23 protein-coding genes are annotated in these 22,232 nt (G+C 65.6%); 18 read left to right on the forward strand and 5 right to left on the reverse strand.

Annotation, left to right across the window (positions count from 1 at the left end):
* Positions 1-28: 28 nt before the first annotated feature.
* From ACXAG6_RS08870 to ACXAG6_RS08890, 5 genes are all read left to right on the forward strand, one after another.
* Entirely contained in the window at positions 29-2,320 is a 2,292-nt protein-coding gene (locus ACXAG6_RS08870; protein ID WP_475337067.1) for a xanthine dehydrogenase family protein molybdopterin-binding subunit, read from the forward strand.
* Complete coding sequence (locus ACXAG6_RS08875; RefSeq protein WP_475337068.1) at positions 2,307-3,419, forward strand: DUF2235 domain-containing protein; 1,113 nt, start codon at positions 2,307-2,309, stop codon at positions 3,417-3,419. The genes ACXAG6_RS08870 and ACXAG6_RS08875 overlap by 14 nt, the downstream gene beginning before the upstream one ends.
* A 107-nt stretch (positions 3,420-3,526) precedes the next feature.
* Positions 3,527-3,817 (forward strand): 50S ribosomal protein L28, encoded by a 291-nt coding sequence (rpmB, locus tag ACXAG6_RS08880; RefSeq protein ID WP_140013559.1) that lies wholly within the window; start codon positions 3,527-3,529, stop codon positions 3,815-3,817.
* Positions 3,818-3,921: 104 nt separating this feature from the next.
* Positions 3,922-4,269: a hypothetical protein gene (locus ACXAG6_RS08885; RefSeq protein WP_475337070.1), complete on the forward strand. Its 348-nt coding sequence runs from the start codon at positions 3,922-3,924 to the stop codon at positions 4,267-4,269.
* Between the two features lie 39 nt (positions 4,270-4,308).
* On the forward strand, positions 4,309-4,770 hold the full coding sequence (locus tag ACXAG6_RS08890; RefSeq protein WP_475337071.1) for a copper chaperone PCu(A)C: 462 nt from the start codon (positions 4,309-4,311) through the stop codon (positions 4,768-4,770).
* A 9-nt stretch (positions 4,771-4,779) separates the two neighbouring features.
* Here the strand turns inward: ACXAG6_RS08890 and ACXAG6_RS08895 are convergent, their stop codons facing one another.
* Together ACXAG6_RS08895 and ACXAG6_RS08900 are read right to left on the reverse strand one after the other, a co-directional pair.
* Positions 4,780-5,475: a nitroreductase family protein gene (locus ACXAG6_RS08895; RefSeq protein ID WP_475337072.1), complete on the reverse strand. Its 696-nt coding sequence runs from the start codon at positions 5,473-5,475 to the stop codon at positions 4,780-4,782.
* Between the two features lie 90 nt (positions 5,476-5,565).
* Positions 5,566-6,267 carry an NAD-dependent deacylase gene (locus tag ACXAG6_RS08900; RefSeq protein WP_475337073.1) on the reverse strand — a complete coding sequence of 234 codons (702 nt, stop codon included), beginning with the start codon at positions 6,265-6,267 and terminating at the stop codon, positions 5,566-5,568.
* A 30-nt stretch (positions 6,268-6,297) separates the two neighbouring features.
* Here ACXAG6_RS08900 and ACXAG6_RS08905 point away from each other — a divergent pair, with 30 nt between their 5' ends.
* Positions 6,298-6,756 (forward strand): low molecular weight protein-tyrosine-phosphatase, encoded by a 459-nt coding sequence (locus ACXAG6_RS08905; RefSeq protein WP_475337075.1) that lies wholly within the window; start codon positions 6,298-6,300, stop codon positions 6,754-6,756.
* On the opposite strand, the gene ACXAG6_RS08910 is transcribed toward ACXAG6_RS08905, so the two are convergent.
* Positions 6,757-7,074 carry a hypothetical protein gene (locus tag ACXAG6_RS08910; protein WP_475337076.1) on the reverse strand — a complete coding sequence of 106 codons (318 nt, stop codon included), beginning with the start codon at positions 7,072-7,074 and terminating at the stop codon, positions 6,757-6,759.
* A 278-nt stretch (positions 7,075-7,352) separates the two neighbouring features.
* Between ACXAG6_RS08910 and lepA the strand changes: the two genes are divergently transcribed.
* The 4 genes from lepA to ACXAG6_RS08930 all read left to right on the forward strand — a co-directional run bounded on the left by lepA (position 7,353) and on the right by ACXAG6_RS08930 (position 10,685).
* The gene (gene lepA, locus ACXAG6_RS08915; RefSeq protein ID WP_475337077.1) at positions 7,353-9,152 is read left to right on the forward strand and encodes a translation elongation factor 4; all 1,800 of its coding nucleotides are present in this window, start codon (positions 7,353-7,355) and stop codon (positions 9,150-9,152) included.
* Positions 9,153-9,268: 116 nt separating this feature from the next.
* The gene (locus tag ACXAG6_RS08920) at positions 9,269-9,514 is read left to right on the forward strand and encodes a DUF4160 domain-containing protein (protein ID WP_475337078.1); all 246 of its coding nucleotides are present in this window, start codon (positions 9,269-9,271) and stop codon (positions 9,512-9,514) included.
* Positions 9,495-9,731 carry a DUF2442 domain-containing protein gene (locus ACXAG6_RS08925; protein WP_475337079.1) on the forward strand — a complete coding sequence of 79 codons (237 nt, stop codon included), beginning with the start codon at positions 9,495-9,497 and terminating at the stop codon, positions 9,729-9,731. The genes ACXAG6_RS08920 and ACXAG6_RS08925 overlap by 20 nt, the downstream gene beginning before the upstream one ends.
* A gap of 90 nt (positions 9,732-9,821) precedes the next feature.
* Entirely contained in the window at positions 9,822-10,685 is an 864-nt protein-coding gene (locus tag ACXAG6_RS08930) for an HAD family hydrolase (protein WP_475337080.1), read from the forward strand.
* A gap of 5 nt (positions 10,686-10,690) precedes the next feature.
* Here the strand turns inward: ACXAG6_RS08930 and ACXAG6_RS08935 are convergent, their stop codons facing one another.
* Complete coding sequence (locus ACXAG6_RS08935) at positions 10,691-10,807, reverse strand: entericidin A/B family lipoprotein (protein ID WP_475337081.1); 117 nt, start codon at positions 10,805-10,807, stop codon at positions 10,691-10,693.
* A 639-nt stretch (positions 10,808-11,446) separates the two neighbouring features.
* Between ACXAG6_RS08935 and ACXAG6_RS08940 the strand changes: the two genes are divergently transcribed.
* The 3 genes from ACXAG6_RS08940 to ACXAG6_RS08950 all read left to right on the forward strand — a co-directional run bounded on the left by ACXAG6_RS08940 (position 11,447) and on the right by ACXAG6_RS08950 (position 12,221).
* Entirely contained in the window at positions 11,447-11,629 is a 183-nt protein-coding gene (locus tag ACXAG6_RS08940) for a hypothetical protein (protein WP_475337082.1), read from the forward strand.
* Between the two features lie 43 nt (positions 11,630-11,672).
* Entirely contained in the window at positions 11,673-11,957 is a 285-nt protein-coding gene (locus ACXAG6_RS08945; RefSeq protein WP_475337083.1) for a hypothetical protein, read from the forward strand.
* Positions 11,958-12,041: 84 nt separating this feature from the next.
* Positions 12,042-12,221: a CTP synthetase gene (locus ACXAG6_RS08950; RefSeq protein WP_140013571.1), complete on the forward strand. Its 180-nt coding sequence runs from the start codon at positions 12,042-12,044 to the stop codon at positions 12,219-12,221.
* 24 nt (positions 12,222-12,245) lie between these two features.
* Here ACXAG6_RS08950 and ACXAG6_RS08955 read toward each other — a convergent pair whose 3' ends face one another.
* The gene (locus tag ACXAG6_RS08955) at positions 12,246-13,010 is read right to left on the reverse strand and encodes an alpha/beta fold hydrolase (protein WP_475337084.1); all 765 of its coding nucleotides are present in this window, start codon (positions 13,008-13,010) and stop codon (positions 12,246-12,248) included.
* 77 nt (positions 13,011-13,087) lie between these two features.
* Between ACXAG6_RS08955 and ACXAG6_RS08960 the strand changes: the two genes are divergently transcribed.
* The 5 genes from ACXAG6_RS08960 to ileS all read left to right on the forward strand — a co-directional run bounded on the left by ACXAG6_RS08960 (position 13,088) and on the right by ileS (position 22,050).
* Positions 13,088-13,459, forward strand: coding sequence for a hypothetical protein (locus ACXAG6_RS08960; protein ID WP_475337085.1), 372 nt, complete (start codon positions 13,088-13,090; stop codon positions 13,457-13,459).
* Between the two features lie 88 nt (positions 13,460-13,547).
* Entirely contained in the window at positions 13,548-14,963 is a 1,416-nt protein-coding gene (locus ACXAG6_RS08965) for a YcjX family GTP-binding protein (protein WP_475337086.1), read from the forward strand.
* Positions 14,960-15,967, forward strand: a complete 1,008-nt coding sequence (locus ACXAG6_RS08970) for a YcjF family protein (RefSeq protein WP_475337087.1) — start codon at positions 14,960-14,962, stop codon at positions 15,965-15,967. The genes ACXAG6_RS08965 and ACXAG6_RS08970 overlap by 4 nt, the downstream gene beginning before the upstream one ends.
* A gap of 66 nt (positions 15,968-16,033) precedes the next feature.
* Positions 16,034-18,871, forward strand: a complete 2,838-nt coding sequence (locus tag ACXAG6_RS08975; RefSeq protein ID WP_475337088.1) for a DUF2339 domain-containing protein — start codon at positions 16,034-16,036, stop codon at positions 18,869-18,871.
* 206 nt (positions 18,872-19,077) lie between these two features.
* Positions 19,078-22,050 (forward strand): isoleucine--tRNA ligase, encoded by a 2,973-nt coding sequence (gene ileS / locus ACXAG6_RS08980; protein ID WP_475337090.1) that lies wholly within the window; start codon positions 19,078-19,080, stop codon positions 22,048-22,050.
* Positions 22,051-22,232 lie beyond the last annotated feature (182 nt).

Here is a 22,232-nt window from a genome sequence, read left to right on the forward strand (position 1 = left end):
CACGGGCCAGCGAAGAGGAGTCAGCAGCATGAACGCTTTCGGAAAAAGCCAGTCTCTCAAACGGGTGGAAGACCAGCGTTTTCTCACCGGACACGGGCAATATCTTGAGGATACGGTGCCCGAGGGTGCGCTGTTTGCCCATTTCCTGCGCTCGCCGGTGGGCCATGGGAAGCTGGTGTCGCTGGGGCTGGAGGAGGCCCGCGAGATGCCGGGCGTGAAGCTGGTGGCCGGCGCGGCCGAGATGAAGGCCGATGGGGTGGACCTGCTGCTGGAAGGCGCCCGGGTGGCCAATGTGGACGGCTCCAAGGGGGCCGATGCCAAGCGCCCGGTGCTGGTGGAAGAGCGGATGCGCTTTGTAGGCGACCCGATTGCGGTGGTCATTGCCGAGACGCCGGAGCAGGCGAAGGATGCCGCCGAGGCGATCGAGTTGGATTTCGAGGAACTGCCCGCGCATATGGAGCTGGCCCCCGGCGGCGAGCCGCTGCACGAAGAGGCGCCCGACAACATGGCCTATCACTGGGCGCAGGGCGATGAAGAGGCCACCGATGCGGCGCTGGCGGCCTCCAAGCATCGGGTGAAGCTCGAAATCGTCGACAACCGGGTGATGATCGTTTCGATGGAGCCGCGCGGCGCATGGGCGGAGTGGGCCGACGGGCGCATTCACCTGTGTTTCAGCGGGCAGGGGGTTTGGGGGCAGAAGGCCTCGCTTGCCCGGCACCTCGGGCTGGCAGAGGAGAACGTGCGGGTCACGCATCCTGATGTGGGCGGCGGGTTTGGCCTGAAGGGGCAGGAATTTCCGGAGCATTGCGTGGTAGCCTGGGCCGCCAAGTACCTTGACCATCCGGTGCGCTGGATGAGCGAGCGTGGCGAGGGGCTGCAAAGCGACCATGGCGGGCGCGACCTTGTGAGCATCGCCGAGCTGGGCTTCGACGAGAACCACAAGATCACCGCCTACAAATGCGAGAACCGCTCGAACATGGGCGCCTATAACTCGGGCTTCGGGCAGTATATCCAGTCGTTTCTCTTTGCCCGCGTTTTTCCCGGCACCTACCAGATCCAGACCGCCTATCTGGGCTGCAAGGGCTACTATACCAACACCGCGCAGATGGACGCCTATCGCGGCGCGGGGCGGCCCGAGGCGATCTTTGTGCTGGAGCGGATGATGGACGAGGCGGCGCGCCAGCTTGACGTCAGCCCGTGGGAGCTGCGGCGCAAGAACTTCATCCCCGCCGACCAGTTCCCCTACAAATCCGTCAGCGGCGAGCTCTACGATGTGGGCGATTTTCATGCGGTTCTGGCCGATGTGGAAAAGGCCGCCGATCTTGAGGGCTACAAGGCCCGCAAGGCCGAGAGCGAGGCCAATGGCAAGCTGCGCGGCTATGGGCTGGCCTATTACATCGAGTCGATCCTTGGGGATCCGACCGAGGGCGCGACGGTGGAATTTGCCGAGGACGGCATGGTGGACCTGATGGTGGGCACCCAATCCAACGGGCAGGGCCATGAGACGGTTTATGCGGCCTTCCTTGAAGAACGCTCTGGCATTCCGGTGGAGAAGATCCGGGTGGTGCAGGGCGATTCTGACCGGATCGCCACGGGGGGCGGCACCGGCGGCTCGCGCTCGGTGACAACCCAGACCAACGCCACCATCGCTGCCGTCAACGTGATGGTAGAGGCCTTCGCGCCTTTCGTGGCCGAAGAGCTGGGCGTGGATGAGGTGGAGTTTGAGGATGGCAGCTTTGGTGCACCCGGCTCCAACCGCCGCCCGACGATGATCGACGCCGCCGAGATGGCACGCCAGAAGGGCCGCGAGGATCTGCTGCGCCATGAGGGCAAGGCCACGCTCGACGGGCGCAGCTACCCCAACGGCGGGCATTTCTGCGAGGTCGAGGTGGACCCGGAGACCGGGCAGGTGGAGTTGAAGCGCTACACGGTGGTCGATGATTTCGGCAACCTCGTGAACCCGACACTGGCCGAGGGCCAGGTGCATGGCGGCGTGGCGCAGGGCGTGGGGCAGATCCTGATGGAGAACGCCGTGTATGACGAGGACGGCCAGCTGCTGACCGGCTCGTTCATGGATTACGCCATGCCGCGTGCCGCCGACCTGCCGTTCTATGGCTTCGAGGCGCATCCGGTGCCCTCGATCCAGAACCCGCTGGGCATGAAGGGCTGCGGCGAGGCGGGCACGGTGGGCGCGATGGCAGCCGTGACCAACGCGGTGATCGACGCGCTTTGGGACAAGGGCGTGCGCAATGCGCAGGTGCCTTTCACCCCACAGCGGGTTTGGGCGCTGTTGAAAGAGGCGGAAGGTGACGCTTCGTGAGTTTCTAGGCTCCTTCTGGCCGGGGCGGCGCGAAAAGAACACGCCGCGCCCGGCCACGCGGGAGTCTGTTGCCCATGTGGTGGTGCTGGATGGCACCATGTCGAGCCTGCGCCCGAAGCATGAGACGAACGCGGGGCTGACCTTTAAGCTGCTCAGGCAGGCGGTGCCGCGGGCGCGGCTTTCGGTGCATTACGAGCCGGGCATTCAGTGGCGCGACTGGCGCTCGACCGGTGATGTGGTGGTCGGGCGGGGAATCAACCGGCAGATCCAGCGGGCCTATGGCTTTTTGGCCAGCCGATACCGGCCGGGTGACCGGATCTTTCTGATCGGTTATTCGCGCGGGGCCTATGCGGTGCGCTCGCTGGCGGGCTGCATTGATACGGTGGGGCTGCTCAAGCGCAACCATGCCACCGTGCGCGGCGTCCGGCAGATGTGGCGACACTATCGCGCGGGCGGTGCGGGCGAGGCGGCGCTGCGCTTTCGGCTGGCCTATTGCCACAATGACGTGCGGATCGAGGCGGTGGGCTGCTGGGACACGGTAAAGAGCCTCGGGGTTCGGCTGCCATTGCTCTGGCGGTTCACCAATGACGCCCATGCCTTTCATAACCACAATCTCGGGGCGGCGGTGAAGAACGGCTTTCATGCGTTGGCGCTGGACGAAACCCGGCTGGCCTATGCCCCGGTGATGTGGGTCAGCCGCGAGGGCTGGCCGGGCGAGCGGCTGGAGCAGGTGTGGTTTCGCGGCAGTCACGGCGACGTGGGCGGGCATATCACCCCCTTCCTCAAGGCGCGGCCCTTGGCGAATATTCCGCTGGTCTGGATGCTGGGGCGGCTGGAGGACTGTGGCCTGCCGATGCCGGAGGGCTGGGCGGGCGCGTATGAGCAGGACGTCAACGCGCCCTCGGTGGGCCGGTTTGCGGGCTGGGGCAAGCTCTTCCTGTCGCGGCGGGCGCGTGTGATCATGGAAGACCCGAGCGAATCCTATCACCCCACGGCGCGGCCCGATGCGCCGCTGATGGCCGATCCGGCCTCGGGTGGGCCGGGGCCTTCGGTGGAAAAGCGCAAGGAAACGCAGGATTCCGGCCCGGACGCCCCCTGACGAGGCTTGACGCCTCCCGGCTTTGCCCCTAAACGCACGAAACGAAATTCGGGGCGCGCTGCCCAGCCCGGGCCGCGCCTCTCTCATTTGAGCACGAGGATGAAACCATGTCTCGCGTCTGCGAACTGACCGGCAAAGGCCCGATGACTGGCAACAACGTCAGCCATGCCAACAACAAAACCCGCCGTCGCTTTCTGCCTAATCTGCAGGATGTGACGCTGATCTCCGACATTCTGGGCCGCCCCTTCAAGCTGAAGGTGTCGAACCACGCCCTGCGCACGGTGGACCACCGCGGCGGGCTGGACGCCTTTCTGGCGAAGGCCAAGTCTGAAGATCTTTCGCGCAAGGCGCTGAAGATCAAGAAGGACATCGAGAAGGCCCAGGCCGAAGCCGCCTGATCCTTTGCGAATGCAAGATGTGAACCCCGCCGGTGGCAGCACCGTGCGGGGTTGCTTCATTTTGGCCCCTTGCGGCGAGACAGCGCGCGGCTAGGGTGCGCGCGATGATGATGGTGAGGCGTGTCATATCAGGGCTGATGCTGGCGGTGCTGCTGCTGGCAGGGCAGGCGTTGGCCGTGGCGCGCGGGCATGGCGCGGCCGTGGGGCAGATGGTGATCTGCACCGGATTCGGCACGCAGGTTGTACATGTGGACGCCGAGGGCAACCCGGTGAGCGCGCCGCATCTCTGCCCCGACGGGCTGGCCGCAATGGTGGAGGCCCATGTGCCGCCACCACCACTGGCAGTGCAGGTCACGGGCGAAGGGAGCGCTGTGCAGGTGCTCGCACACCGGGTGGATGCGGCGCGGCTTGCGCGCGCGGTTTTCGAGGCGCGGGGGCCGCCGCTGGCTTGAGATCTTCACGCGACAGAAACTCAAGACAGGACAAGACAGATGAAACTCAAGGCTTTGACCCTCGCCGCGCTCATGGCGGCCTCTCCCGCAGTTGCAGACATCAAGGTGATGGACGCTTACGCCCGCTCTGCCAGCCCCACGGCCAAATCCGGCGCGGCCTTCATGGAGATCATGAACACCGGCGAGGCGGATGACAGGCTGATTGCCGCCGCCTCCGATGCCGCCGCCCGGGTGGAACTGCACACCCATAAGGACATGGGCGAGGGCGTGATGCGGATGATGGAAGTGGAAGAGGGCTTTGCCGTGCCCGCTGGCGGCGCCCATGCGCTGGCCCGTGGCGGCGACCACGTGATGCTGATGGGCCTCACCGCGCCGCTGGAACAGGGCAGCACCATCTCGGTGACGCTTACCTTTGAGCAGGCCGGCGAGATGGTGGTGGAGATCCCGGTGGACAACGCGCGCAAGCCGGAGGCAATGGACCATTCGAAGATGGGCCACTGATGGCGCTGGCTACGCCTCGATCACCGACATAATGTCTGAAAGCGGCTTTTTGATCTTGGCCGCTTTCGGCACCGTCGCATCTTCCGCCGGATGGCCAACGGCGAGAATCATCACCGGCTTCTCCGAGGCCGGCCGCCCGAGCAACTCGTTGAGGAACTTCATCGGGTTGGGCGTGTGCGTCAGCGCCACCAGCCCGGCGTGGTGCAGCGCGGCGATCAGAAAGCCGGTGGCGATGCCGACCGACTCGGGCACGTAATAATTTTTGTAGCGGGTGCCGTCGGAGAACTCGCCCCAGCGCTGGGCGAAGATGACGATAAGCCAAGGCGCGACCTCAAGATGCGGCTTGGCGGGGTCGGTGCCCATTGGCTCCAGCGCCTTCAGCCATTCATCCCCGCCACCCCCGGCGTAAAAGGCCTCTTCCTCCTTCTCGGCAGCCGCGCGGATGGCGGCCTTGGCCCTCGGCCCTGAGATGGCAGCGAAATGCCACGGCTGATGGTTCGCCCCGGAGGGCGCGCGGCCTGCGGTGGCAATGGCGGCCTCGATCACCGCGCGATCGACCGGGCGGGGGGCGAAGTCGCGCACGGTGTGGCGCTGCTCCATGCTGGCGAGGAAGGCGCGGGCGGCGGCGAGGCTTTCGGCATCGCTCAGATCGGCGCGGTCGGGCAGGGGGATGGGCTCGAAATCGAGCTGGTCTTTTGAGAACATTCTGAGGGCCTCCTTGGCGGCGGAGTTTGCGTGCGCGGGGGCGGCTCATCAAGGCCTGTCGGCCATTCTTCGCGGCTGGGGCGCGGGCCTTCAGGACCGTAGAGCGGCTTCGAGGCGTTCTTCGACCCAAGCGGGGACAAGCTCTGTTGCCGGGCCGTGGCGGAATTGGTCGAAGAGCGGGGTGATCTCGGAGGGCTCTAGGTTGAGCTCCAGCGTCTCGGCCCCGGACTGGCGGGCAAGGCGGACGAAGCCCGCGGCAGGGTAGACCGCGCCGGAGGTGCCGATGGAAACGAAGAGCGCGGTTTGCGAGAGAATCTCACCGATGCGCTCCATGTGATAGGGCACCTCGCCGAACCAGACGACATCGGGCCGGGTGGCAGGCTGGCGGCAGTCGGGGCAGGGATCTTCCAGCGCCATGGCGGGCGGCGCAAGCCAGCGGTGGCCGCAGGCGGCGCAGAGCGCGGTGTGATGCGCCCCATGCATGTGAATCACCTCCGCGCCGCCCTTTTCATGTAGGTCATCGACGTTTTGGGTGATGATATGCACCGCACCGGGGTAGGACTTTTGCAACTTTCCCAGCGCGTGGTGAGCCGCGTTGGGCTCGGCAGCCCTCACTTTTTCGCGCCGCATGTTGTAGAAATCGAGCACAAGCCCCGGATTGCGGGCGAAGGCCTCGGGGGTGGCGACATCTTCGATGTCATATTGTGCCCAGATGCCGCCCGGGTCACGAAAGGTGGCGATGCCGCTCTCGGCAGAGATACCGGCGCCGGTGAGAATGGTGATGGGTCGCATGAGGCCTCAGGTTCGGTTAGCCTCGCCAGCATGACTCATCGCGTTCTCTTTGTCTGCCTCGGCAACATCTGCCGCTCCCCCACCGCACACGGCGTCTTTGAGGCCAAGGCCCGCGCTGCCGGGCTGGAGGTGGAGGTTGAGGGGGCGGGCACCGGGGCGTGGCATGTGGGCGAGCCGCCGGACCGGCGGATGCAGGCGGCGGCAAAGGCGGCGGGCTATGATCTGAGCGCGCTCAGGGCGCAGAAGTTCAAGGCGGCGGATTTTGACCGTTTCGATGCGATTTACGCGATGGACCGCCAGAACCTTGCCGACATCGAGGCGCTGCGCCCGGTAGGCAACGCCACGCCGGTGACGCTGTTTCTCAGCCACGGCCCGAGTGGGCGTGAAGAGGTGCCCGACCCTTACTACGAGGGCGGGTTTGACGGGGTTGTCGAGATGGTGGCGCAGACCTGCGACGCGATGATCGAAGAGCTGCGCCTCAAAGGCTGATCAGGAGCAGGAAGCGGCGGCGGAGTTGCCGAACTTCTTCCACTTCTTCCAGAAGATCTCATTGCCGGGGTTGTCAGACTGGCGGGTATCCTGCGCCAGCTGCGGCTCGCGGAAGAATTTTGCGCCCTTGCGCTGTTCCGAGCGGCTGAGCTCGAAATCCGCCACCCGCTGGATGCAGGAACACAGCGAGCGCGAGGCCCCCCGGTCGGATTTGATGCAGGCGCGCTCAAGCACCTTGGCGCTGGCCGCGGTGGGAATTGCGGTGACGGCGGGCAGAGCCATCGCCGCACAGAGGAAGAGAGTGGAAAGGGATTTCATCTGCTGTTTGCCTCGTTCGATCGGTTGTCCAATGTGCCAGATGTGCCTCCGGCTGCACGGGGTCGTGATGGCAACAGGATGGCGCGAAACCGGGAAATTTTCAATTGGGCATGTCTTGTGGGGCGCGGGCGGCGAGGGCCAATAGATTGTGCACGGAGCGGAAACGGCCCACTCCGGCGGCTGTGAGGTGACGTGAGTGCGCACGGCCCGGCCGGGCAAGGCCGCGCCGCCCGCTACGCCCGCTTGACGGGGCGCTGAAACCCCAGCATATGAGCCGGATGACCGACCTGAAACACATCCGCAACTTCTCCATCGTCGCCCACATCGACCACGGGAAATCCACCCTTGCCGACCGGCTGATCCAGTCCACCGGCACGGTGCAGGACCGCGACATGAAGGAGCAGCTGCTCGACTCGATGGATATCGAGCGGGAGCGGGGCATCACCATCAAGGCGCAGACCGTGCGGATCGACTACAAGGCGGACGACGGGGAGACCTATGTGCTCAACCTGATCGACACGCCCGGGCACGTGGACTTTGCCTATGAGGTGAGCCGGAGCATGCGGGCCGTGGAGGGCTCTTTGCTGGTGGTGGATTCCACCCAAGGGGTTGAGGCGCAGACGCTGGCGAACGTCTATCAGGCGATTGATGCCGACCATGAGATTGTGCCGGTGCTTAACAAGATCGACCTGCCCGCCACCGATTGCGACCGGGTGGCCGAGCAGATCGAGGATGTGATCGGGATCGACGCGAGCGGCGCGATCAAGGTGTCTGCCAAGACGGGCGTCGGGATCAAGGAGACGCTGGAGGCCATCGTAACCCAGCTGCCGCCGCCGCAGGGCGAGCGGGATGCGCCGCTGAAGGCGATGCTGGTGGATAGCTGGTATGACGCCTACCTCGGGGTGATCGTGCTGGTGCGGATCAAGGACGGCGTGCTGAAGAAGGGCGACCGGATCCGGATGATGAGCACCAATGCGGTGTATCCGGTGGAGCGCTTGGGCGTGTTCAAGCCCGCGCTGCTGCCGGTGGACGAGCTGGGGCCGGGGGAGATCGGCTTTTTGACCGCCTCGATCAAGCAGGTGCGCGACACGCGGGTGGGTGACACGATCACCACCGAGAAGAAGGGCACCGAAACGCCGCTGCCGGGCTTCAAGCCATCGGTGCCGGTGGTGTTCTGCGGGCTGTTCCCGGTGGACAGCGCCGAGTTTGAAGACCTGCGGGATGCGATCGAGAAGCTGGCGCTGAATGACGCATCGTTCAGCTACGAGATGGAAACCTCCGCCGCGCTGGGCTTTGGCTTCCGCTGCGGCTTCCTCGGGTTGCTGCACCTTGAGGTGATCCGCGACCGGATCGAGCGGGAATATGATATCGAGCTGATCACCACGGCACCGAGCGTGGTCTATCATCTCTACATGAAGGACGGGGAGATGAAGGAGCTTCACAACCCCGCCGACATGCCCGACCTCACCTATGTGGACCATGTCGAGGAGCCGCGGATCAAGGCGACGATCCTCGTGCCCGACGACTACCTCGGCGAGGTGCTGAAGCTCTGCCAGGAGCGGCGGGGCATCCAGCAGGATCTCACCTATGTCGGCGGGCGGGCGATGGTGGTGTATGACCTGCCGCTGAACGAGGTGGTGTTTGATTTCTACGACCGGCTGAAGAGCATCACCAAGGGCTATGCCTCGTTTGACTACCAGATGGTGGGCTACCGGGAAGACAACCTTGTGAAGATGTCCGTGCTGGTGAATGACGAGCCGGTGGACGCGCTGAGCATGATGGTGCACCGCGACCGCGCCGAAATGCGGGGCCGGGCGATGTGCGAAAAGCTGAAAGACCTGATCCCGCGTCACATGTTCAAGATCCCGATCCAAGCGGCGATTGGCGGCAAGGTGATTGCGCGGGAGACCCTGTCGGCGCTCCGGAAGGACGTGACGGCGAAGTGCTACGGCGGCGACGCGACGCGGAAGAAGAAGCTACTGGAGAAGCAGAAGGCCGGTAAGAAGAAGATGCGCCAGTTCGGGAAGGTGGATATCCCGCAGGAGGCGTTTATCAGCGCCTTGAAAATGGACAGCTGAAGCTGACCATTTTGATGTGGCTGTGGGCGCAAGCGGTTTTCCTTGGAAAACTGCGTGCCCACACCGTGGATCATTGCGCAGGTGACAGCCACACGCCCCTGCTCTAACCTCCCCACATGCCGACGGTCTTTCGCCACGAGGGGTTCCGCTTCTTCTTCTATTCCAACGAGGGAGACCCGCGTGAGCCGGTGCACATCCACGTGATGAGGGATCGGTCGGAAGCGAAATTCTGGGTCGAGCCTGTGGTTCGGCTGGAGCGTGCGGCGGGGTTCGATGCCCGAACGCTGCGACGGCTGGCCGGAATTGTGGGGGAGAACCGGAAGCGGATCATGGAGGCATGGCATGACCATTTCGGCGGTTAATGTCCGGTTTGACGACGATGCGATGTGGGTGGCGCTGGAAGACGGGCGCACCATTGGCGTGCCTTTGGCGTGGTTTCCCCGGTTGCTCGGGGCGAGTGCGGAGGAGCGGGCGGCGGTGGAGATTTCACCCTTTGGGCTGCATTGGGAAGGGCTGGACGAGGATATCTCGGTGGCCGGGCTGCTGGCGAAGGATGTGCCGGGGGTGGCGGCGGAGTGAGGCTGCTGATAGAGGAGAATGTGGGTCGAAGTGCAGCTATAGTTTAGTCTGTAGATTTCGCCTTCTGGTGTTGTTGAGGAGGCTGCGGAAATGGATGGAGAAAAACTAAGTCGGTTTAAGCAGAACACCATAGCCTTGGTCTACGATTTCGACGGCACATTGTCGCCTGAGGCAATGCAACATTATGGTGTGCTCCCGTCTCTCGATGTGGCACCCGGTGAATTCTGGAAAACTGTGAAGCAAGAGCGCACCGCCACCTCTTCCGAAGAACTCTTAGTATACATGAGGGATATGCTTGAGCTCGCCAAGGCAAAGCACGTTCGCCTTGATCGCCCGACATTTCACGCCCATGGGAGTAGTATTAAGTTTTTCCCAGGCGTGCTGGATTGGTTTGGCCGAATTAACTCATTCGCTGGATCCTTGCCGGGAGGAGAAAATGTTAACATAGAGCACTATGTAATTTCATCCGGTCTGAAGGAAATGATTGAAGGTTCTGCCATAGCTCACGAGTTCAAAGAAATATTCGCCTGTGAGTTCTATTATAGTGAGTATGGCGCGCCGGAGTGGCCAGCTCGAGTTATCTCGGATACATCTAAGACTCAGTATCTTTTTCGAATTAATAAGGGCGTTCTTGACGTTAATGAATCTATTAATTCTCATATGCCGGAAGCGGATCGGAGAGTTCCTTTTGACAATATCATCTACATTGGCGATGGTGATACCGATGTTCCGAGCATGACAGTGACAATGAAGAGTGGTGGCCACGCCGTCGCTGTATATTCGAGCGAAACGAGCGAGGATAAGTGTAAGAGTCTGAAAGAGGCAGGCCGAATAGATTTCTATTGCGAAGCTGACTATACCGAAGGCTCAACCTTGGACGATTTGATCAAGTCAACTCTTAGAGTGCTGGTGGCTAGAGTAGCGCTAAGGCAGAAGATCTTCCACCACCATTAACCCCCTCAAAACGCGTTCTGCACAGCGTCTGCCGTGTTCGTCACGTCCCGTCCGACTCCCTTCACGGTTTCGCAGGCCGAGAGGAGGGTGAGGGCGATGAGGGTCAGGGTGATGCGGGTCATGGGGCTGCTCCGGGGCGTTTGTTTTTCGGGAGGGTAGCACTTTGGCGCGGGCGTGGGAATCCGGGGCGGAACATTCGTGGCGGAGGTTTGCGCGGCAAGCTGTTGGGATCGTGGGGCAAAAGCGGGTTGCGCACAGGTTATTCACACGTCTTTCCAACACCTTATCCCCAAGAAATTCCGCATCGGACCTAAATTTGCCTTGCCCGACTCACCCCGCAAGTGTGACGGTTTTGTTAACGCAAGGGGTCGCAAGACCCGGAGCGGGGCGCGGGGGCCTTCGGGGCTGGAGCGCATCGGCGGAGGGGCGACCCGAGGCTGGGGCGTGTTGAGAGCACCGGACGCTGGCCGAAACGGGGCGGTTTCTTTGAAGCCAAGCCGGGAAGGCGGCGAAACAGCCATCGCGTTGGCCGGGAGAGGCGCAAGCCTCGACCGGATGGGGGGACGACCCGAGAGGGTTGATCCCGCTTGTGCAGGGCCCGCGAGGGCTGGTGCATGCGAACGGGAGCGCCGCGAGGCCGGACCGTTCAGGAAGGCGTCGCGCCGGGGCTCAGGCCCTGTCGCGGCGCCTTTTCGCGTTTTCGGGCGGAACAGGCGGGGTGTGGGCGGCGTTTGAGTGCATAGTCAGAGAAGGAGAGAGCAATGCCGAGCCGTGGACGAGTGACACTATATGCGCTGGCCGTGATGGCGGCGGCGGGGGCGTTGTTCCTGCTGTTCACCGGGCTGGCGTGGCTTGCCGGGGCCGTCTTTGTGGTGGCGCTGCTGGTGCTGCTGGGCGCGTGGTGGCGCGGGCGCAGCCGGGAGACGGAGGTGCGCGAGGCCTGAGCCGTTAGGGCTTTGTTAACCACGCGCGGGGCAGGCTGGGGCCATGCGATGGCTGGCGCTCCCCCTCGCCCTGATGGGCTGCAACACCGTGAAGGAAGACCTTTCGGGTTATTCGGCGCAGAAGGTGCAAGCCATGGGCTATACCTTCAAGGTATTCGCCGATGATCCGGAGTTTCAGGTGGTGCGCACCAACTTCGGCCTGCCCAATTCCAAGACATATCCGGCAGCCGTGGCGATGGCGGTGAAGCAGGCAACGGGCTGCGAGGTGTCGGAAGGCTCGCTCAGCGGCGATTACAACCTGACCAAGGGCAAGATGCACTGCCCCTGAGGCGGCGTTTGACGCATATCAAGGTTTGAATGTGGGGCCGGTGGCAGGGTGGCGGCGAGACGCGCCCTGATATGGAGGCTGGCGATGATCCGGCTTGCTTTGGTTTTGTACTCGCTCATCGGCACCACGCTGGCGGGCTCTTGCGTGGTGGCCGCATTGGTGATGGGGCAAGACACGCTTTGGCCGATCTTGATTGCAGCGGCCCTTGGCGCGGTGTTGGCGGTTCCGGTGGCCTTCTTGGTGGCGAAGCGTCTGGCCGGATAGGAGGCGGTGGGCAGATTGCCCACCCTACGCGGAGAGGAAGGCCTCGACGGCGGCTTCAAACTCGCGCGGCTGTTCGGCGTGCAGCCAGTGGCCGGCGCCGGGGATCTTGATTTGCCGGGCTTTCGGGAACTGCGCCTTGATCAGGGGGCGGGCGTCGGGCTGGATATAGTCGGACTCCGCGCCGGCGATAAACATGGCGGGGCCGGTAAATTCGCCCTCGGGTGCGGGCCAGCCGACGATCTTGTCCATCTCCCGGTCGAGCACGTCGAGGTTCAGCCGCCAGCGGGGCGGGCTGGCCTTGAGGTCCAGCGATTGCAGCAGGAAGGCGCGCACGGAGGCGGTGTTGATGCTGGCCGCGAGGCGCTTGTCGGCCTCTGAGCGGGAGGTGAGGCCGGTGAGGTCGAGCCCGCGCATCGCCTCGATCAGGTGGCCCTGGGTGTGGCTGTAGGCGACGGGGGCGATATCGGCCACCACGAGGCGGCGGATCAGCTCGGGGCGAGCGAGCGCCAGCACCATCGCGCTCTTGCCGCCCATGGAGTGGCCGAGCAGGTCCACCGGTGCGCCCTCGGCCTCGATCACCTCGGCAAGATCACTGGCGAGGTCGGCGTAGCTGTGGCTGTCAAACCACGGGCTTTCGCCGTGGTTGCGCATGTCGACGGAGACCACCGGGCGCGGGCCCGAGAGCCGCTTGGCGATGACATTCCAGTTGCGCGCAGAGCCGAAGAGGCCGTGGGCGATGAGCAGGGTGGGGGCAGAGGTGTCGCCCTCGTATCGGGTGATGGCCAGCATGGGGCGGGCATAGCGCGGGCGCGGGGCCTGCTCAAGCGGGGTTTTCGGCGCGCGCGCAGGCGGCTAGAAGCCTCGGCATGGAACATCCGGTGAAACAGGTGGCCGATGGCTTGGCGCAGATGATGGCCGAGCGGCTGGGCATTCGGCGCGGCGAGACGCTGGCGGAGAAGCTGCGCAAGGGCGGGCGGCTGATGCCCAAGAAGGTGCGGCGCGAGGCGGCCTATATCGCCGAGACCGAGACGCGGATGGAGGTGCCGAAGTTCGCCTTTCAGTATGACGCCGCGCGGGTGGCAAAGGCCGAGAAGGTGGTGCGCCGGTTCCTCGAAGAGGTTGACCCCGCGGATCGGCGCAAGGGCGTGGTGCTGGGCATTCTGGGGTGGCTGGCGTTCAACTTTCTGCTCATTGCCGGCCTGGCGATCTGGTGGCTCTGGGAGAGCGGGCGGATTTGAGGCGCCTCCGGTGGTGGGCAGATTGCCCACCCTACACATGCGGGCCGCGCTGCCCTAAGTAACCGGTAACGGAGTGAAAGGGGCAGGCGTGGTATTTTCCACCATTGCGGATGGGGTGACGCGGAGCGTCGAGACGGTGGGCCATGTTGTCACCGGGGGCTTTCTGGAACCGCGCATCCGGCTGGGCGTGACCGGCCTTAGCCGGGCGGGCAAGACCGTGTTCATCACCTCGCTGGTGGCCAACCTGATGGATCGCGCGCGGATGGGCGGGCTGCGCGCCGCCGCTGATGGTGCGATCAGCGCGGCCTATCTGCAGCCCCAGCCGGACGACACGGTGCCGCGCTTTGCCTATGAGGATCACCTCGCCGCCATGGTTGGCCCCGAGCCGCATTGGCCCGAGAGCACGCGGGCGGTGAGCGAGTTGCGCTTGAGCCTGAAGGTGCAGCCGGGCGGGCTGTTGGGCGGCTTGCGCGGGCCGCAGGTGGTGCATCTCGATATCGTGGATTACCCGGGCGAGTGGTTGCTCGACCTTGGGCTGCTGGACCTCAGCTATGATGAGTGGGCGGCGCAGGCGCTGGAGAAGGCGCGGGCGCGAGAGCAGGGGGCGGAGTTCGTAGCGGCGCTGGAGGCTGTGGACGGCGCGGACAAGCTTAAGGAGCTGGTGGCGAAGCGGCTTTCGGAGGCTTTTGCCGATTACCTGAAGGCGGCGCGGGAGGCGGGCTTTTCGGATTGCACGCCGGGGCGGTTTTTGCTGCCCGGTGAGCTGGAGGGGTCGCCCGCGCTGACCTTCGCACCGCTGCCGCCCGGGGAAGCCCCGAGGGGCTCGCTCCGGCGCGAGTTGGCGCGGCGGTTCGAGGCCTACAAGCGCTCCGTTGTGAAGCCGTTCTTCCGCGATCATTTCGCCGAGATCGACCGGCAGGTGGTGCTGGTGGATGTGCTGGGGGCCATTCACGCTGGGCCGAAGGCGCTGGAGGATTTGCGACAGGCGATGGCCGATATTCTGGGCGCGTTCAAACCGGGGCGGAACGGCTGGCTGATGCGGCTGCTGGGCGGGCATCGGGTGGAAAAGATCCTGTTTGCCGCCACAAAGGCCGACCATTTGCATCACAAGCAGCACGGCAGTCTGACGGCGATCACCGAGGCGCTGGTGCGCGAGGCGAAGGACCGCGCGGATTTTGCCGGGGCGAAGACGCAGGCGATGAGCATTGCCGCGCTGAGGGCGACGACCGAGGAGACGCGCAGCCACGAGGGCCGCGAGATTGATCTGGTGCGCGGCACCCTGATGGAAACCGGCAAGAAGGCGGCGATGTATCCCGGTGCGTTGCCGGAAGATCCGGGCCGGCTTTTGGGGGCGGCGCGGGGCGGGCGCGAGAGCTGGCTTGACGGGGATTATGCGGTGATGAAGTTCGCCCCGGCCGAAGTTTCACTGAGCCCTGGCGAGGGGCCGCCGCATATCCGGCTGGACCGGGCGGCGGAGTTCCTGATCGGAGACAGGCTGCGATGAGCGAGAAATCAGGGCCGCTGGTCTTTGAAGTGGAAGACGACGCGCCGGGGCCGGACAAGGCACCGCCGGTGCCCGATATGATCCCGCAGGAGCGGGCGGCAATGCAGCGGCTGGCGGCGGCCTCGGCCCGGCCAAAGAGCCGGATTGCACGGCTGTTCTGGGCCGGGTTTGTGGGCGTGGTCTCTCTGGTGGTGTCGGTCGCGGCATGGGACTTCGTGATGCGGCTGTTGGAGCGCGCGCCGGTGCTGGGCTACGTCGCCACGGCGCTGATTGCGGTGACGCTCATTGCGCTGGCAATCATGGCGCTGCGCGAATTGGCGGCCTTTGCCCGGCTGGCGCGGCTGGACGGCATTCAGAAGGCGGCGGCGGGGGCCTTGGTGAGCGGCGAGTTGAAAGAGGCGCGCGCCGTGGTGGACCGGCTCGACAAGCTCTATGCGCTGCGGGATGACACGAAATGGGGCCGCGACAGGCTGGCCGAGCGGCGGGGCGATGCCTTTGACGCCGATGCGCTGCTTTCGCTGGCCGAGCGCGAGCTGTTGGTGCCGCTCGACATGGCCGCGCAGGCCGAGGTGGAGGCCGCCGCGCGGCAGGTGGCGACCGTCACCGCGATCGTGCCGCTGGCGCTGGCCGATGTGTTTACTGCGCTGACCTCCAACATGCGGATGATCCGGCGGATTGCCGAGGTTTATGGCGGCCGTGCCGGGGTGTTCGGCTCGTGGCGGCTGACGCGCACGGTGCTAGCGCATCTGGTGGCCACCGGTGCGGTGGCGGTGGGCGATGACCTGATCGGCTCGGTCGCGGGCGGCGGGGTGCTCAGCAAGCTGTCACGCCGCTTTGGCGAAGGGGTCATCAACGGCGCACTCACCGCGCGGGTGGGCGTGGCCGCGATGGAGGTGTGCCGCCCGCTGCCCTTTGGCGAAGGCCGCCGCCCGAGCGTGACGGGGCTGGTGCGCCGCGCGCTGACCGGGCTGTTTGGGCGCGGCGAAAGCGCCGAGGACAGCTGACGCGCGGGTTCCCTGCGGGGAAACAAAGGGTTACTGTTGCCAGACCGGGGACAGTGAGGGCGGATTGTGGAAGTTGTTGTTGCGTTGGTGGCGCTTGTCGTCATCGGTCTGGTGATCTGGCTGATCGCGGTTCAATCCGGGCTGGGGCGGCTTCACCGCAACCTCGACAGGCTTTCGCGGGAGGTTGAAAGGCTGAAGCGCGGGTCGCAGCAGGCTCCGCCGAAAGAGGCCGCGCCGCTGCAAGCCGCCGCGGCAGAGGCCGGAGACCCTGAAGACGCGGCGCGCATAACGGCGCGGGAGGCTCTGGCCCCCGGAGCAAAGGCGCAGCAGGGCGATGACCGGGCAGCGGAGGGCGCGGCGGCTGCGACAGAGCGGCCCAAGATGCCGTGGGAAGAGGGCTATGAGCCCTCCAGAGACAAGCCCGCCCCGAAAGAGCCAGAGGCCCCGGCGCAGCCCGGTTGGGGCGAGAAACTGGTGCACTGGCTGCAGGCCAACTGGTTTTACGCCGTGTCCGCCTTGTCGCTGGCGCTGGCGGGGCTGTTCCTTGTGCAATACGGGATAGAGCAGGGCTACCTGACGCCGGTGATGCGCGTGGCCGCCGCCTTGGCGCTGGGCGCGGCGCTGATCGCGGGCGGCGAATGGATCCGGCGCAAGCACGGCCATCAAGACGCGGTGGCCTATCTGCCCGACACCTTCAGCGCGGCGGGGCTTGTCTCGCTTTACGGCGCGGTTCTGGCGGCGCGCGGGCTTTATGACCTGATCGGCGCGGGCCCGGCGATGGCGGGGCTGGTGGCGGTGTCTGTCGGCGCGCTGCTGCTGGGCTGGCTGAACGGACCGGTGCTGGCGGCCTTCGGCCTGATCGGCGCGGGGGCGGCCCCCTTTCTCGTGGGCGGCGAGGCCGAGAGCGCGACGATGTTTTACGTCTACTACGGGCTGCTTGGGGTGGCGGGCCTCGGGATTGATGCTTGGCGGCAGTGGCGCTGGGTTTCGGTGCTGGCGCTCGTGGTGGCGGGGCTTGGCGGGCTGGCGTGCTTTGCCGGGTCGGGAGAGATGCCGGGCTTTGCCATTTTGCTCACGGTGATGGTGCTGGCGGCGATGGCCTTGCCGCGCCGCGAGATCGGCCCAACCCATGACGGCGGTGCGCCGCTGCGCTGGCTGCTGGACAGGAGCGGCGGCTGGGGCGGCTACGAGGTGCTGATCGCCTGGGGCGCGATGGCGGCGGCCTGCTTTGTGCTGCTGGTGCTGCCGCGCGACGGGGCAGGGGAGTTTTTGCTGATCGAGGGGCTCTTCACGGTGCTGATCCTCGCGGTGACGCTTTGGGCGTGGCAGGCCAAGGCGCTGAGCGAGATGGTGCTGTTTCCGGCGCTGGGCTTCCTCGCGGTGATCCCGATGGAAAGCCTGATGGGCGGGGTGCTGATGCGAGATGCCACGCGGGTGGATGCCACCGGCGTGCCGATCCCCGCGCTGCCACTTGAGGCCAGCCTCGTGCTGGTGATGGCGGCCCATGGCACCGTGGCGGCGGCGTGGCGCAGCCTCGTGGAGGGGCGCGAGGCGGTGGGGCGGCAAGCGCTGTTCTGGGGCATTTTCGCCGCGCTCTTTGCGCCGCTGGTGCCGCTGGGGCTGGAGCTGTTCTGGCTCTCCCCGCGCACGCCGGGCACCTTTGGCTGGGCGGCGCATGTGCTGGCGTTGGCCGCGCTGATGGTGGCGATTTCGGTGCGCTTTGCCAAGGCCGACGGGGCGCAGCGCCGCCGTGCGGCCTGGGCGGTGCTCTCGGCCTCGGCGCTGATCGCGCTGGCGCTCTTCGTGCTGCTGACCAAGGTTGCGCTCACGGTGGCGCTGGCGGTGCTGCTGGTGATGGCCGCCGCGCTCGACAGGCGCTTCCGGCTGCGCGAGATGCAGATTTTCATCGCGCTCGGCGTCATCGTGCTGGGCTGGCGGGTGGTGGCCGACCCGGGGCTGTTCTGGTCGCTCCGCGCTAGCTGGGGCGCCTTTGCCCTCGGGTTCGGCGCGGCGTTGGCTGGCATGGCGGTGGCCCTGCGGCTGATCCCCCGCGAAAACCGGCTGACGGGCCGCGCCTTTTTGGAGAGCGGGCTGCTGATGATCGGCGGCATCTTCGTCACCGCTGCGCTCTGGCGCTTCATCGAGGAGCGGGTGGGCGAGGACGGGCTGTTCAGCCACTGGAGCATGGGGCTGACGGCGACGGTCTGGATCTTCTGCGCGCTGGCTCAGGTTTACCGGATGCGGCTGGGCGGGCGGCTGAAGTGGCTGCGGATCGTGCTGGCCGCGCTCTACCTGGCGGCGGCGGGGATGTTCCTGCTGCTGGGGCTGACGCTCTTCAACCCGTTCGTCTCACCGGGGGGCGGGTTCCTGTTTCCGCTTGCGCGAATCCACGGTCCGCTGGTGCTGGACACGCTGGCGGTGGCCTACCTGCTGCCCGCGTTGGCGCTTGCCGCTTTGGCGCGGATCGGCGGGCGGCGGCTGGTGCCTTGGGCCTTGGTGCCAGCCGTGGCGCTGGGCTGCTTCTGGGTATTTATCGAGATCAGGCGGTTCTGGCTGGGCGATGATCTGTCGCTTGGCAACGGCTGGCTGGATGGCGAGCTTTACACCTACACGGTGGTGCTGATCGCGGTGGGGGCCGCGCTGCTCTGGCAGGCGATTGCCAAGGGCTCCACGCTGCTGCGCCGTGCGGCACTGTTTGTGATCGGGGTGGCTGTGGTCAAGGTGTTCCTGATCGACGCACGCGGGCTGACCGGGCTGTTTCGGGTGTTCAGCTTCCTCGCGCTGGGCCTGTCGCTGGCGGCGCTGGCTTGGCTCAACCGCTGGGCGGCGCAGGAGGCGGCGGAGCGGGCCGAGGGCGATGAGGCATCTGAGCGGCGCGAAGAGGGCGAAGAGCCGCCCGGGTGAGCGGCTCGTCCACCCTGCGAGGTGTCCTCGCCGCTGGACCTTGCCCACGCCTCTGCCTATAAGCCTGCCCATGACACATACGGGCCTCGCCATCATTCGAATTAGCGGCCCGGCGCTCTGAAACAGGAGTCGCCGGGACAAGGCGCATGGCCCCGCCGCGCCGCCCTCACCGACCATTTCAAAAGACTACGCCAAGGACGCCCCCAATGTGCGCCGAAACGCCTGACTACAAAGACACGCTGAACCTTCCCAAAACCGATTTTCCGATGCGCGCGGGCCTGCCCAAGCGAGAGCCGGGCTGGCTGGCCCGCTGGGAGGAGATCGGCGTTTATGACCGCCTGCGCGAGAAGGAGGGCCGCACCCCCTTCACGCTGCATGACGGCCCGCCCTATGCCAACGGCCACCTGCACATCGGCCACGGCCTCAACAAGATCCTGAAGGACATGGTGGTGCGCTCCCAGCAGATGATGGGCCGCGATGCGCGCTACATCCCCGGCTGGGACTGCCACGGCCTGCCGATCGAGTGGAAGATCGAGGAGCAGTATCGCCAGAAGGGCAAGGACAAGGACGAGGTGCCGATTGTCGAGCTGCGGCAGGAGTGCCGGGCCTTTGCCGAGAAGTGGGTGGATATCCAGCGCGAGGAGTTCAAGCGGCTGGGCATCACCGGCAACTGGCCAAAGCCCTACCTCACCATGGATTTCCACGCCGAGGCCACGATTGCCGCCGAGTTCCAGAAGTTTCTGATGAACGGCGCGCTTTATCAGGGGTCCAAGCCTGTCATGTGGTCGCCCGTCGAGAAGACGGCGCTGGCCGAGGCGGAGGTGGAATACCACGACCATCAGAGCCACACGATCTGGGTGAAGTTCCGGATCGGCGGCTTTGCCGGCACGCCGGAGCTGATCGAGCACTTCGCGCAGGCCGGCAACGAGGGGCAGGATGCGGTGATGGGCGCGGTGCAGGCCATGGCCGAGGACTTCGCCGACACCTCTGTCATCATCTGGACGACGACGCCATGGACCATTCCGCAGAACCGCGCGGTCTGCTTCAGCCCCGATATCTCTTACGGGCTCTACAAGGTGACCGCCGCCGCCGAGGACAATTGGGCCAAGGTGGGCGACAAGTATCTGCTGGCCGACGATCTGGCCGAGGCGGTGATGGCGCAGGCGCGGGTGGAAAGCTACGAGCGCCTGCGGGGCGCCGCCGCTGCCGAGCTGGGCGCGATGAAAACCGTGCATCCGCTCTACAAGCTCGACGGGGCCGAGGGCGAATGGGACTATGACGTGCCGATGCTGCCGGGCGATCATGTCACCGCCGAGGCAGGCACCGGCTTTGTGCACACCGCGCCGAGCCACGGGGACGACGACTACCAGATCGGCCGCCAGTACGGCCTGCCGATGACCTACAACGTGCTGGAGGATGGCTCCTTCCGCGCTGATCTGCCGTTCTTTGGCGGGCAGGTGATCGTCAAGCCGAACGGCAAGGAGGGCGGGGCCAACAAGGCGGTTATCGACAAGCTCGCGGAGGCGCAGATGCTGATCGCGCGCGGGCGGATCACCCATAGCTACCCGCACAGCTGGCGCTCCAAGGCACCGCTGATCTATCGCAACACGCCGCAGTGGTTTGCCGCGATCGACAAGGACTTGGGCGATGGGCAGGACAAGCTTGGCACCACCATCCGCCAGCGGGCGCTCACCGCGATTGATCAGGTGAAGTGGACCCCGCAGAGCGGGCGCAACCGGCTCTATTCGATGATGGAAAGCCGCCCCGACTGGGTGCTTTCGCGCCAGCGGGCCTGGGGCGTGCCGCTGACCGCCTTCGTGAAGAAGGGCGCGATGCCCGAGGATGCGGACTTCCTGCTGCGCGACGAGAAGGTGAACGCGCGGATCATCAAGGCCTTCGAGGCCGAGGGTGCGGATGCGTGGTATGCCGAGGGCGCGAAGGAGCGCTTCCTTGGCGGGGACCATGACCCGGAGGCCTATGAGCAGGTCTTCGACGTGCTCGACGTGTGGTTCGACTCAGGTTCCACCCATGCCTTCGTGCTGCGCGACCGCGAGGATGGCGCGCCCGATGGGGTGGCCGATCTTTACCTTGAGGGCACCGACCAGCATCGCGGGTGGTTCCACTCCTCGTTGCTGCAATCGGTCGGCACCCGTGGGGTTGCGCCCTATCGCGGCGTGCTGACCCACGGCTTCACGCTGGACGAGAAGGGCAACAAGATGTCCAAGTCGCTCGGCAACACCATCGTGCCCGAGGAGGTGGTGAAGCAGTATGGCGCCGATATTCTGCGGCTCTGGGTGGCGCAGACCGATTACACCGCCGACCAGCGGATCGGCCCGGAGATCCTGAAAGGGGTGGCCGACAGCTACCGGCGGCTACGCAACACCATGCGCTTCTTGCTCGGCAATCTGGCCGGGTATGACGCGGCAGAGGCTGTTGAGCCCGCCGAGATGCCCGAGTTGGAGCGCTGGGTGCTGAGCCGCTTGGCGGAGCTCGATGAGGTGGTGCGCAAGGGGTATGACTCCTACGACTTCCAGGGCGTGTTCCAGGCGGTGTTCAACTTCGCCACGGTGGAGCTTTCGAGCTTTTACTTCGATATCCGCAAGGACGCGTTGTACTGCGATGGCCCAAGCCTGCGCCAACGCGCGGCGCGCACGGTGCTGGATATCCTGTTCCACCGGCTGACCACGTGGCTTGCGCCGGTGCTGGTGTTTACCATGGAAGAGGTCTGGCTGGAGCGGTTCGGCGGCGAGGGTTCGTCTGTGCATCTGGTCGATATCCCCGAGACGCCTGCGGCGTGGCGCGATGAGGCGCTGGCAGAGAAGTGGGCCGGGGTGCGGCGTGCGCGGCGCGTGGTGACGGCGGCGCTGGAGGTGCAGCGGCGCGAGAAGGTCATCGGCGCCTCGCTGGAGGCCGCACCGGTTGTGCATGTTGAGGATGCGGCGGTGCTGGAGGCGCTGAAGAGCGTGGCCTTCGAGGACATCTGCATCACCTCCGCCGTGTCGCTCTCGGGTGATCCCGCGCCTTCGGAGGCCTTCCGTATGCCCGAGGTCGAGGGCATTGGCGTGGTCTTCGAGAAGGCAGAAGGCGAGAAGTGCCTGCGCTGCTGGAAGATCCTGCCGGATGTGGGTACGCATGGGCACGAGGCGGTATGCGGCCGCTGTGATGAGGCGCTGGGGTGACCCTTGCGGCCACCTCACGGAAGCCGGGCACGCGCCGGCCCGTGGGGTGGCGCATGCAACCTTGGATGGCTGGCACTTTATGGTGCGGTTGTCCTCTTCCGGTCATGCGATGCGCCTGCGGTGAGGAGGCGCCGACCCGCCCGGACGGGCCGGCGCGTGCCCGGCACCTTCGGCTTGATTCC

This window comes from Vannielia sp. ABF1_015 (genome assembly GCF_056160745.1).